Here is an 11,846-nt window from a genome sequence, read left to right as displayed (position 1 = left end):
TCTTTTCAGGCCTTCTGAACCCGATCGACTCCCGGATTCGTATCGTCAGCAGCTCAGGTGTCCGGCTGGTTCCTGGGGGTTCAATAGATGTTTCTTCGGCGCGCGCTGCGCTATCGGTATGCCCAGGCCCTGGTGCTGACCGGGGTCTCCGTGTTGATCGGCACCTGCGCCGCGTTCGCACCCTGGTTCGCGCGAGCCGTCGAACAGACGGTGACTACCGAGACGCTGCACAGCCAGCGGCAGTCCGCGGCCTGGCAGATCGAGGCCACGCCGCCGGCCCTCTGTCGGTGCGGCCACTGCCAAGGCACCGGAGGAGCTGGCCAAACTCCTCCCCGCCGACCTGAAACCGCTCTTCAGCCCGCCGGTCTACGGCCAGGCCGTGGACATGCAATGGCGGCACCCCACCGACCCGGCGGACATCAAGGTCGTCGCCCGGCTGGCCTGGCGGAGCGGGTACTGCGGCCAACTGGTCATCACCGAAGGGCGCTGCCCGCAGGCTGCCAACGAGGTCGCCGTCTCCACCGCTGACAAGGCGAACCTCAACACGAAGCTCGGCTCGGTACTGCTGGCGAAGCCGACGGACTACGTCGTCGGTGGCGGCAACCTGAAAGTGGTCGGTGTCTACCGACCGGTCGACCCGCTCGGCGACTACTGGTTCGGCCGTACGCCGGTAGGCCAGTCCCATGCCGGCGAGTTCCCGGACCCTGGGACCGGCGACTACCTGCTCACGGACCGCAGTACGTTCACCAAGAGCATCTGGGGACATCGGTCGACGCTGGACACCCGGCCGTTACCGGGAACGGTCCGGGCCGACGACCTGCAGCGGATCGAGGACGCCACCACGCAGGTCGACGGAAACGCCGAGCAACTGGAGCTGGAGGCCAGGAACGCGTCCGGTCTGGTCGGAGTGATCGACCAGATCCAGGCGGAGCGGAAGCAGGCCACCACGATCATCCCGCTGGTGATGGTCCAGGTCGCTCTGTTCGGCGTGGTTGTCCTGGCATTGGCGCTGTCCGCTGTGGTGGACCAGCGCAGGCCGGAGTTGGCCGTAGCCCGGCTTCGTGGGTCCAGCGCACGGCGTACTGGGCGGTCGTTGGCTGTGGAGCTTGGTGCGCCCGTACTGGTCGGACTGCTCGCGGGGATGGGTACGGGATTCCTGCTGCTGTTGGTCGTGCGGGCCACCTGGCTGAACGACGGTGCGCCGCTCGAGGTCCCGTGGACAGTGCCGGCCGCTGTCGCGCTGGCCGTGCTTGTAGGGCTCGCTGTCGTCGCCTGGTCCGTACGGGCCGTCGTGCAGCAGCCCATCTCGACGCTGTTGCGCCGCGTGGTCCCGAGGCGTCGCGGTCGAGCACTGGGGATGATCGACCTGTCCATCATCGTCCTGGCCTCGGCCGGGTTGATCGCAGCACTCACTGGAAGCGGCCGCGGTCCGCTGCCGGTCCTCACGCCAACGCTGCTCGCTCTGGCCGTCGGGCTGACCTTCGCCCACCTGCTGCTTCCCACTGCAGGGTTGATCAGCCGACGGGCCTTGCGCCGCGGTCGGCTTGGCCTCGCGCTGGGTGCCCTGCAGGTCTCCCGAAGGCCCGCTGTGACCCGGATCGTCGCAGTCGTCGCAGTGGCGACGGCGTTGGCGTCGTTCGCCGGACAGGCTTCCTCGGTGGCCGGGGACAACCGGGACCTGCGGGCCGGGTACGAAGCCGGGGCCGAGGGCGTGCTGTCGATGAAGGTCACCGATCTGAGTACCTTCACCCAGACGATCGACAAGATCGACCCGGACCGGAGGTGGCTCACTCCGGTCATCCTGTCCAGGCCGCCGTCACCGGACGCGCTCACCGACATGATGATCGAACCGGACAGCTTCCGCAGGGTCGCGTTCCGCGGCGATCAGCTCACCGACGCGGCCGGCTTCGCTGCCCTCAAGGCATCCGCCAAGCCCGCCCGGATCGACATTCGCGGCCACGACCTCACCATCACCGCGACGCCGGGGGAGCTGACGCCGGTCGCACCGCCGAATCTCAACGGTGCGGACGTGGGCCCGCCACCGGCGGCGAAATCGGTGATCCTCCAGGCGAACGTGGTCAGCCTGGTCGGCGGGGCCCGCTTCCTGGTGCGGTTCCCGCCGATGCCGCTGGTGCCGGGCAAGACCTTCGAGCTGAAGGCGTCGATCGGCTGTCTGCAGGGGTGCCAGCTGACCCGGCTCGGGATCACCCGGGGCCTGAACGACCCGGGCGGTTTCAAGGGCCAGATCGAGATCAGCAAGTTCACGACGGAGGGTGGGCAGACGGTCGCGCTCGGCCCGGCCGCCGGCTGGAAGCCGATCAAGGTGATCGACGGGACGACCGGTTCCCTCGCGATCGACGACCGCAGTGGTGGCGGCCTCACCTTCGACCTGACCAACACCGGCAACGACCAGATCGTGCAGCACACCTCGGTGCCGATCCTGATGCCGGCGCTGATCAGCCCCGGGTACGTCTTCAGCGACGCGAGCACGGTGCCGGGGATCGACGGCACCGCCGTACCGATCGAGAAGCTGGACCGGCCGCAGGGACCGATCAACCGCCAAACGCTGAACACCGCGGTGCTGGATCTGGAGAACGTCCGCCGGCTCGGTGGTTCGGTGGACCAGACCGCCGCCGAGTTCCAGGTCTGGCTGAATGCCGACGGGCTGTCGAATTCGCAGAAGGTGATCGACGGACTCGGCGAGGCCGGCATCTCCGCGACCCTGATCGACCGGCACAGCGACCGGATCGCCGGCTACGGCCGGTCGGCGAGCGCGCTGGCTCTCCAGTTGACGCCGGTGGTCGGGATCGCCGGCTGGTCGCTCGCGATCATCGTGCTGCTGTTGATGGTGGTCACCTCCTGGCGGTCCCGTGCCCAGGACTACGCGAGCCTGCGGATCACCGGCGTACCGGCGAGCACGACCGGCCGGGCCGCGCGCTGGGAGCAGACCGGACCGGTCGCCTTGGCGGCGTTGCTCGGGTCGGCCTGCGGGGTGATCGGCGCACAGATCGCGTTGCCGTTGATCCCGTTGTTCGCCGAGACCTTGCAGGCTTCGCCGATCCCGCTCGACCTGCACACCAACTGGGCCGTCGCCCTCCTGCTGTGGCTGATCGGGACCGCAGTACTGACGACTACGACCTTGCTGCTCGGCACCGGCGTGAACCGGCGAGCCAGCTACAACCGGATCAGGGAGGAGCTGTCATGAGCGGGCTGGCGATCAGCACCAGCGGCCTGGTGCACATCTATCGCAGCCAGGGCCACGATGTCGCAGCCCTGTCCGGTATCGGAATCTCCGTACGCCCGGGCGAACTCGTCGGGCTGCTCGGCCCGTCGGGCGCCGGCAAGTCAACCCTGCTGCAGTTGTGCGGCGGCCTGCTCACCCCGAGCGCTGGACGTCTCCAGATCGGCGAGCACCACATCGCGACGATGACCGACGCCGAGCTCGACCAGATGCGGTCCGGCGACGTCGGCATCGTGCTGCAAGGCGCCGGCCGCAACCTGATCCCGTACCTCACGCCCGAGGACAACATCCGTTACGCCCAGCGCGCGGCGGCTCGCGGCAGACACCTGCCCAGCCCAGCCGAAGTACTGGAACTCGTCGGCCTCCAAGACCACGCCCGTACGCCGCTCGACCGCCTCACGCCCGGGCAGATCCAGCTCTGCGCTGTCGCTGTGGGAGTCGCCACCTTCCCCGGGCTCCTGCTGGCCGACGAGCCGACCAGCCAGCTCGACCACCACGCCCGCGACGAGGTGCTGGCCGCGATCTCCGCGATCAACTCCAGCACCGGGATGACCGTGCTGCTGATCACCCACGACCCCGAGGTCGCCGCCCTACTGCCCCGCACCATCACCATCCGCGACGGCCGGATCGCCTCCGAAGGCCGCTCCGGCGAGGAGTTCGCGGTCGTCGCCACCGATGGTTCGCTGCCGCTGCCACCGCACGTCGCCGAGTTGCTGCCACCCGGCACTCTGGTCCGCGTCACCAGCTCCGAGGACGGCAGCGGCGGTGTCCACCTCACCCCGGTCGAGCAAGAAGGTCAGTCATGATCACCGTCACCAATCTCACCGTCGCGTACGGCGAACTGCTCGCCGTGGCGGACGTGTCGCTGCTGGTCCCACCGGGTTGCGTGCTGGCCGTCAGCGGACCGTCGGGAGCCGGGAAGAGTTCGTTGCTCTGGGCAATCGCCGGCGCGGTCGGGGCGACGTCCGGCACGGTCGAGGTGGACGGGCTGAAGATCACCCACCGCCCGGAGGCCGCGGCGCACGGTGTCGTCCTGATCCCGCAGGGGAACGGGCTCGCGCGGGTGCTCACCGCGCGCGAGAACCTGTCGATGCCACTCCTCGCGGATCGCGCGCTGGCCGGCGTACTGGCTCGGCGGGACGAGGACGGCGATGATGAGCGCGAGAACGCTCTGGACACCGTCGAGGCGACGATCGAGAAAGCGTTGAAGGACGTCGGACTCGAGGACAGCGGCGACCACCTGGTCGAGGAGCTGTCCGGTGGTGAGCAGCAACGGGTCGCGGTAGCGCGCGGCCTCGCTCAGCAGGGCAAAGCGATCCTGGCCGACGAATCCACCAGCGAACTCGACAGCACCAACCGCGAACGCGTGCTCGAACTCCTGCGCCGCGAAGCCGACCGTGGTGCCGCAGTCATCATCGCCACCCACGACCCGAACGTCGCCGCCGGCGCCGACGGCCACGCCACCATGGACGAAGGCCACTTCACCTGGCAACGCCGCCTGTAGACGCTGTCCTCGAGCTCGCGGCCGACGATCATCCGGCAGTCAGTTCCAGTTCGTAGTACCGCTCCACCGGGCGGAAGCCGAAGCGCTCGTTGACCTTCTGCATCGGGGCGTTCGTGAGCGAGGTCCAGGTGTGCAACCAGACCTGCGTACTACGGTGCTTCGCGAGCTGGTCCAGGTTCGCCAGCTTCAGGTGGGTCCCGAGGTTGTGGCCGCGGTGATCCCGCAGTACGAGCGTGTCGTCCTGCTGGGCGAACTCGGCGCTCTCCCGGGGCAGGAACATCAACGTGTACCCGGCCGGGGCGCCGTCCATGGTCTGCGCCATCGTGACGAGAGCGAGGTAGTTCTTGAACATTCGATCCTGGTTGATCTGCAGACGCTCCACCGTCCACGGCACGAGCTCGTGCGTCATCCCACCCGTCGGCACGTCCCGGTCCATCGCCGTCCGCAGGTCCGCGTACATCTGCAGGTACTCCGGCGGGCAGATCCCAGCCCAGGAGGTCAGCCGATAGCCGTCGAGCTCGCCGGCGGTCTTGCGAAGGGCCTCCAGCCGCGCCTCGTCGTACGGCAGCGGTACTACGAAGTGGTCCTCGACGTGTTCGACTTTGAAGCCGAGGCCGGTGGCGAAGACCATGCCGGGCGCGGATTCGTCGGCTGCGCCGAACTCCGTCTGGAAGATGGTCCGGCCGAGCTCCTCGGCTCGGGCGGTCGCCCACGCCCACAACGCGGTACCAACACCGCGGCGGCGCTCGGCCGGTGGGACGTCGATCTCGACCTCGACGGTGTCCAGGTTGTCCTGCAGGCGGTACTCGAACAACATCGAGCCGACGATCCGCTCGCCGTCGAAGGCGCCGACCGGGACCCTCGTCTTGACCGTGGTCGGGTCGCGGAGCGAGAAGGCCATCGCCTCATGGCTGGTGACGATCGCCGCTTCGCTGTCCGCCGACGCGCCTTCGCGGAGTACGGCGTACCACTCGTCGAAGAGCGGTTCGTTGTACGGATCGATCTCGCGGGCGGTGATCATCGGCCGAGTCTGTCCAACGAAAGGGTCGCCCGCTACTCATTTAGAGCAGCGGGCGACCCTTCCAACGGTCAGCGGCCGGCGCGGTTGATCGCGGAGACGACTGCCTTCAAGGACGCAGTGAGAATGTTGGCGTCCCGGCCGACACCCCAGTAGACGTCGTCGCCGACCTCGCACTCGACGTACGCCGCGGCCAGGGCGTCACCGCCGGACGAGAGCGCGTGCTCGTGGTAGTCCAGCACCCGTACGTCGTACTTCAGCGGCTTGATCGCGTCGACGAAGGCCGAGACCGGACCGTTGCCCTCGCCAACCAATTCGTGCGGCACACCGTCGGCGTACACCTGCACGCGGAGCTGGTCGCCCTGGCCCTCACCGGACGTCGAGTTCACCGTCAGCAGCGACAGCTTGCCCGGCGACAGGTACTCGGTGGAGAAGATGTCCCACATCTGCTGCGGGCCGACCTCGCCACCCTCGGCGTCGGTGTACTGCTGGATCACGCGGCTGAACTCGATCTGCAGCCGGCGCGGCAGGTCGAGCCGGTGCTCCGACTTCATCATGTAGGCGATGCCGCCCTTGCCGGACTGGGAGTTGACCCGGATGACGGCCTCGTACGACCGGCCGACGTCCTTCGGGTCGATCGGCAGGTACGGCGCTTCCCAGTGGATCTCGCCGACCGGCTTGCCCTCGGCCGCGGCCTGCTTGTCGAGCGCCTCCAGGCCCTTCTTGATCGCGTCCTGGTGCGAGCCGGAGAAGGCGGTGTAAACCAGGTCACCGGCGTACGGCTGACGCTCGGGCACCCGCATCTGGGTGCAGTACTCGACCGTGCGGCGGATCTCGTCGATGTCGGAGAAGTCGATCTGCGGGTCGATGCCCTGGCTGAACAGGTTCATCCCCAGCGTCACCAGGTCGACGTTGCCGGTCCGTTCACCGTGGCCGAACAGACAGCCCTCGACCCGGTCCGCGCCGGCCATCAGGGCCAGCTCGGTCGCGGCCACCGCAGTACCGCGGTCGTTGTGCGGGTGCAGGCTGATCGAGCTGTGCTCGCGCCGGGTCAGGTGCCGGCCGAACCACTCGATCTGGTCGGCGTAGACGTTCGGCGTACACATCTCGACGGTGGCCGGCAGGTTCAGGATGATCTCGCGTCCCTCGGCCGGCTGCCAGACATCGCTGACCGCCTCGCAGACGTCGAGCGCGAACTCCATCTCGGTGCCGGTGAAGATCTCCGGGCTGTACTGGTAGCCGAACTCGCAGTCGCCCAGCATCTCGTCGGCGTACTTCATCACGGTCTCGGTGCCGCGGACCGCGATGTTGCGGCATTCGGCCTTGTCCACGTTGAACACGACCCGGCGGAACAGCGGCGCGGTCGCGTTGTAGAGGTGGATCGTTGCCTTCGGCGACCCTTGCAGCGACTGCACGGTCCGCTCGATGAGCTCTTCGCGGGCCTGGGTCAGGACGGAGATCGTCACGTCCTCGGGGATCGCGTCACCCTCGATCAGGCTGCGGACGAAGTCGAAGTCGTACTGGCTGGCGCTCGGGAAGCCGACCTCGATCTCCTTGTAGCCCATCTTCACCAGCAGATCGAACATCCGCCGCTTCCGGGCCGGCGACATCGGCTCGACCAGGGCCTGGTTGCCGTCACGCAGATCGGTGGACAGCCAGCGCGGCGTAGCGGTGACCGACTTGGCCGGCCAGGTGCGGTCGGCCAGCTCGATCGGCGGAAACGCGCTGTAGCGGCCGATCGGCATACCGGAACTCTGCTGAACGGGTTTGGGCTGGTTCTTCGGTGCCATGATGCGGGTTCTCCTCGCGGGATGTCTGTACTGCGGGGGTCGGGATGCGACCGGCGTACGACAAAACTCCGCGGCGAGGGAACCGGCCTACGTCAGGCCTCGCCGCGGCAGCGAAGGAGAAGAAGCTGGTGCCGCATAGTGCTGGTGAGTCTATGCACAAGCCGATCCGCAGGTCGAACCGGGGGTCTCGCCGTTTGAGACGGAGAGTGACGGGGGTTGGCGCTTCGGTGGGTGCTGCGCGGGAGAAGCGCCCACCCGTCGCGCCTCCTGCGTCGTCGAAGCGCAGTCACCCGCGATCACCCCGTAGTCGCCGAGCCGCGACGCAGGAGCGGCGACCGGGCGGGTGGGACGAGCGCTGACGCAGGAAGCGGGAATCGGGTCGGCGTACGCGAAGTGGGTCGGCGTGCGCCCGGGTTGATTGAAACTTAAGCTGCAGGTATGACTTCTGAGGTGGTTGGGAAGACCGGGCTTGGGGTGCTTGTCACCGTCAAGCGGGATGGGCGGCCGCAGCTGTCCAATGTCACGTATCTGTACGACGGGGAGACGATCCGGATCTCGCTCACCGACGGGCGGGCGAAGACCAAGAATCTGCGCCGGGATCCGCGGGCGAGCTTGTACGTGAACGGGCCGGGCGGGCGCTCGTACGTCGTACTCGAGGGCAACGCACAGCTCACCCCGGTGGCGGCCGACGAGCACGACGACACCGTGGACCAACTGGTCGCCTACTACCGCGAGGCGTCCGGTGAGCATCCCGATTGGGATGACTATCGGCGCGCGATGGTTGCCGACAAGCGGTTGCTGTTCTCGATGACAGTCGACCACTCCTACGGGGCGGCGATGTGAGCGGGGAAATTCTTCACCAGTCGTAATCGACTCGCGGTGACCGGCGGGTAGGGCGCACCCTGGGAGGGTGGACATCACCAGGCTCTCCCCCGATGACGAGGCCGGCTGCATCGAAGCGGTGGCCCTCCTCACCGCCACCGCGAAACTCGACTGCCCGGAACAGGTGCTGCCGACAGCTCGTGGCTTCTCGGGCCAGTTGAGGTACGGGTGGGACGGCGAACCCCCGCAGGCCTACCTGGCCCGCGACACCGACGGTTTCGCGGCCGGCCTGCTGACGGTCGATCTGCCGAACTACGACAACACCAACCTCGCCTGGCTGGAGATCGAGGTTCACCCGGACTACCGCGGCCGCGGCATCGGCGGCGAGCTCATCCGGTACGCCGAGCAGCTGGCGCGCCGGGTCGGCCGGAGCTCGATCGGTATCAGCAGTTGGGATCTGCCGAAGGCGGCCCGCGTTCGCCGAGCATCATGGGTTCGAGCAGAAGGCGATCGAGGTGAATCGGCGACAGGACATCGCGGGTCTGGACTGGTCGCTGGTCGAGGCCCTGTACGACGACGCGGTCCGCGCCTCGTCGGCGTACGAACTGATCCGGATCACCGGCCGGCTGCCGGAGGAGATGCTGGCCGACATGGTCGCGGTGACGGAGTCGATCAACGACGCACCGAGGGACGAGCTCGACATCGAGGACGACGAGTACAGCCCGGAACGGCTGCGCGCTTACGAAGAGGCCCAGCTCGGGCGCGAACGGAGCATCTACCGCGTGATCGCGCGCGAACGAGCCACCGGCGTACTGGCCGGCCACTCGACGGTGACCGTCGAGCAAGAGCGTCCGCACATCGCCGAACAGGCCGACACCGCTGTCTCCCGCGATCACCGCGGCCATCGTCTCGGCGCGCTGGTCAAGACCGGCATGCTCCTGTGGCTGCGCGAGGCCGAGCCGGCCATCACCCAACTCGACACCTGGAACGCAGAGTCCAACTCCCACATGATCGCGATCAACGAACAGCTGAACTACCACATAGTCGCCAGAGCCCTGGACTTCCAAAAGTCCCTCTAGCTGCACTTAAGGGAAGGAAAGCGGGGTGGGTGGGGGCCACATAGTCGCCAGAGCTCTGGACTTCCAGAAGTCGCTCTAGAAGGTCTTCCTGCAGAACTTGAGGAACGCCTCGCCTCGGCGGGTGAGGCGGCCTCCAGCGGCCCACCCCAGGACTACTGGGGTAGTCGGTACGACGTCCTTCAGAGGTCGGGTGACCAATGGAAGGCCTTCATAGCTGAGGTCGACCCGCGGGCGCTGCACGGCAAGGGAGTAGCCGATACCGCGAGCAACAAGAGCCCGGGCCAACTCCACGCTGCCGGCCCGATACGCGGGCCGCATCTCCAGACCGGCCGCCTCGAACACCGCGCGGAAGTAATGCTCGCTAGGTGCGACATCCAGCAAGACCAATGGTTCAGAAGCCAGCTCGGCCAGAGCGACCGACCGCCGGCGAGCGAGCCGGTGGTCGGGTGGAAGCAGCACAGCCGGCGGCCGATCATGCAGTACTGCGTACTCGATCCCCGGCTGCAAATTCTGCAGATAAAGGAAAGCCAGCTCGCACCGGCCATCCAGAAGATCCCGTTGCACCTCCGGCAGCGTGCCTTCGGTGAACTGGATCTCCACCTGCGGCTGCGCCTGCCGGAACCCGGCGATCGCTGCCGGCAGATGGAAGGGCGCGATCGGCGCGTAGCACCCGACCGTCAACCCTCCATCGAGATCCTGCCCCAGACTCCGAGCCCCGGCCGCCAGCTCGGACAGGGCACCCAACACCTTGCGGGCGTCGGTCACCACCTGCGCTCCGGCAGGAGTCAAGCGGGTGCCGCGCCGCGAGCCGCGCAGTACGAGCCGGACCTGCAAAGCACGTTCCAGCTCGGCCACGGCCAATGAGACCGCCGACTGGGAGACGTGGCACCGAGCAGCGGCCGCGGTGATGCCACCGGTCTCGGCGATCGCCACCAAGTACTCGAGCTGCCGGGGCGAAACGGCAGGAAGTGCCATGAGTTCAGCTTATGGGTTGGTGCAGTTTTCCAAGGTGGACTCATGACCGCTCGTCTGTCACCTTCGACCTGTGACGTCGTCGACGAGACCCCATCAGCATCCGTTCGAGCCGTACGCCCTGCCACGCCTGCCGGTGGAGGAGAGCCTGCGGCGCGGCGAGGAGTTCTTCCAGGAACTCGACCAGCGCCGGTCGGTGCGCTGGTTCTCCCCCGACCCGGTGCCCGTCGAGGCGATCGAACTTGCGGTCCGGGCCGCCAACACCGCGCCCAGCGGAGCACACCAGCAGCCGTGGACCTTCGTCGCCACGGACGATCCGGATCTCAAGCACCGCATCCGGCTCGCCGCCGAGGAAGAGGAGCGACGCTTCTACCTCGAACGCGAGCTTCCGGACTGGCACGGCGCGCTGGCCCGGCTGGAGACGGACGAGCACAAGGAGTTCCTCGACGTCGCACCCTGGCTGGTGGTGGCGTTCGCCCAGAAGCACACCCCGTTGCCCGACGGGACCCTGCAGAAGAACTACTACGTGAGCGAGAGCGTCGGCATCGCCTGCGGCCTGTTCATTGCCGCGCTGCACACGATGGGCCTCGCGACACTCACCCACACCCCGAACCCGATGGCGTTCCTCAGCCAGGTCCTCGACCGGCCGGCGACCGAACGGCCGTTCATCCTGTTCCCGGTCGGCTACCCCGCTGACGACTGCGAAGTACCGGTACTGGATCGCAAGCCGCTCGCGGAGGCGTTGACCTTCAGGCGGCGACCGGCTCCACGATCGTGACCTTCATCCGGTTGGAGACAGTGAAGCCGAGGCCCTCGTACAGGCGGATGGCGGTCGTGTTCGTCCCGCCGGTGTGCAGGAACGGGCGGGCGCCGGTGCGCTCGATGGCAGCCGCGGCCGCACGAACGAGGCGAGTCGCCAACCCCTTGCCCCGGTACGCCGGGTCGGTGCACACCGCGCTGATCTCGACGTAACCAGGCGGGCGGAAACGCTCCCCCGCCATCGCGATCAGCTTGCCCTCCTCGCCCTGACCGGAGCGAAGCCCGAGGTAGCCGCCGAACTCGATGGTCCGAGTGCGGAACGGCCCAGGCTCGGTGAGTTCGGTCAGCGCCAGCATCTCCGGCACGTCCTCGACACCCAGTACTACGGCCGCCGGGTCCTCGGCGCCGAACGACTCCGGCGCCACCAACTGGACCAGGTCGAATTGCTGAACGAGCTTGAAGGGCTCCGGGATCGGCAGGTCCGGGCGCATCAACGCCGCCGTATGACCGACGCCGACCAATTCGGCCGCGTCCGCCCAGTCCTGCGACGTGATCTCGTCCGGCAGACCGAGGAACGGCGCGACCTGGGACGGGTAGCGACGGGCCCGGCCCTCGCACCTCGGCAAGACCGGCGTGCGCCCCCTCAAGGGCGTAGTACACC

General features: G+C 67.9%; 10 protein-coding genes and 1 pseudogene. 7 read left to right on the top strand and 4 right to left on the bottom strand.

Going from position 1 to position 11,846, the window contains the following annotated elements; all coding sequences use genetic code 11:
- Nucleotides 1-385: 385 nt before the first annotated feature.
- The 3 genes from F1D05_RS32305 to F1D05_RS32295 are packed head-to-tail and all read left to right on the top strand — an operon-like array spanning nt 386 to nt 4,745.
- Nucleotides 386-3,205: an FtsX-like permease family protein gene (locus tag F1D05_RS32305; protein ID WP_343066656.1), complete on the top strand. Its 2,820-nt coding sequence runs from the start codon at nt 386-388 to the stop codon at nt 3,203-3,205.
- On the top strand, nt 3,202-4,047 hold the full coding sequence (locus F1D05_RS32300; RefSeq protein ID WP_185444133.1) for an ABC transporter ATP-binding protein: 846 nt from the start codon (nt 3,202-3,204) through the stop codon (nt 4,045-4,047). The genes F1D05_RS32305 and F1D05_RS32300 overlap by 4 nt, the downstream gene beginning before the upstream one ends.
- Nucleotides 4,044-4,745 carry an ABC transporter ATP-binding protein gene (locus F1D05_RS32295; RefSeq protein WP_185444132.1) on the top strand — a complete coding sequence of 234 codons (702 nt, stop codon included), beginning with the start codon at nt 4,044-4,046 and terminating at the stop codon, nt 4,743-4,745. Before F1D05_RS32300 ends, F1D05_RS32295 begins: the two co-directional genes overlap by 4 nt.
- Nucleotides 4,746-4,773: 28 nt before the next feature.
- Here F1D05_RS32295 and F1D05_RS32290 read toward each other — a convergent pair whose 3' ends face one another.
- On the bottom strand, nt 4,774-5,766 hold the full coding sequence (locus F1D05_RS32290) for a GNAT family N-acetyltransferase (RefSeq protein ID WP_185444131.1): 993 nt from the start codon (nt 5,764-5,766) through the stop codon (nt 4,774-4,776).
- A 68-nt stretch (nt 5,767-5,834) separates the two neighbouring features.
- On the bottom strand, nt 5,835-7,553 hold the full coding sequence (leuA, locus tag F1D05_RS32285) for a 2-isopropylmalate synthase (protein WP_185444130.1): 1,719 nt from the start codon (nt 7,551-7,553) through the stop codon (nt 5,835-5,837).
- A gap of 438 nt (nt 7,554-7,991) precedes the next feature.
- On the opposite strand from leuA, the gene F1D05_RS32280 reads away from it, so the two are divergent.
- The 3 genes and pseudogenes from F1D05_RS32280 (at nt 7,992) to F1D05_RS41350 (ending at nt 9,454) form a co-directional block, all read left to right on the top strand.
- Nucleotides 7,992-8,396 carry a PPOX class F420-dependent oxidoreductase gene (locus tag F1D05_RS32280; protein WP_185444129.1) on the top strand — a complete coding sequence of 135 codons (405 nt, stop codon included), beginning with the start codon at nt 7,992-7,994 and terminating at the stop codon, nt 8,394-8,396.
- Between the two features lie 67 nt (nt 8,397-8,463).
- Nucleotides 8,464-8,745: pseudogene (locus F1D05_RS41355) on the top strand (GNAT family N-acetyltransferase); the annotation flags it as partial.
- 145 nt (nt 8,746-8,890) lie between these two features.
- Complete coding sequence (locus F1D05_RS41350) at nt 8,891-9,454, top strand: hypothetical protein (protein WP_246486979.1); 564 nt, start codon at nt 8,891-8,893, stop codon at nt 9,452-9,454.
- A gap of 75 nt (nt 9,455-9,529) precedes the next feature.
- Here the strand turns inward: F1D05_RS41350 and F1D05_RS32270 are convergent, their stop codons facing one another.
- Entirely contained in the window at nt 9,530-10,429 is a 900-nt protein-coding gene (locus tag F1D05_RS32270) for a LysR family transcriptional regulator (RefSeq protein WP_185444128.1), read from the bottom strand.
- A 70-nt stretch (nt 10,430-10,499) separates the two neighbouring features.
- Between F1D05_RS32270 and F1D05_RS32265 the strand changes: the two genes are divergently transcribed.
- A complete protein-coding gene (locus F1D05_RS32265; RefSeq protein WP_185444127.1) occupies nt 10,500-11,204 on the top strand; it encodes a nitroreductase family protein in 705 nt (234 codons plus the stop codon).
- Here the strand turns inward: F1D05_RS32265 and F1D05_RS32260 are convergent.
- The gene (locus F1D05_RS32260; protein WP_246486148.1) at nt 11,176-11,832 is read right to left on the bottom strand and encodes a GNAT family N-acetyltransferase; all 657 of its coding nucleotides are present in this window, start codon (nt 11,830-11,832) and stop codon (nt 11,176-11,178) included. The two genes, F1D05_RS32265 and F1D05_RS32260, sit on opposite strands and share 29 nt — an antisense overlap.
- Between the last annotated feature and the right edge of the window lie 14 nt (nt 11,833-11,846).

This window comes from Kribbella qitaiheensis, from assembly GCF_014217565.1.
Lineage (GTDB): Bacteria > Actinomycetota > Actinomycetes > Propionibacteriales > Kribbellaceae > Kribbella > Kribbella qitaiheensis_A.
This window is presented reverse-complemented; position numbering and strand designations above follow the sequence as displayed.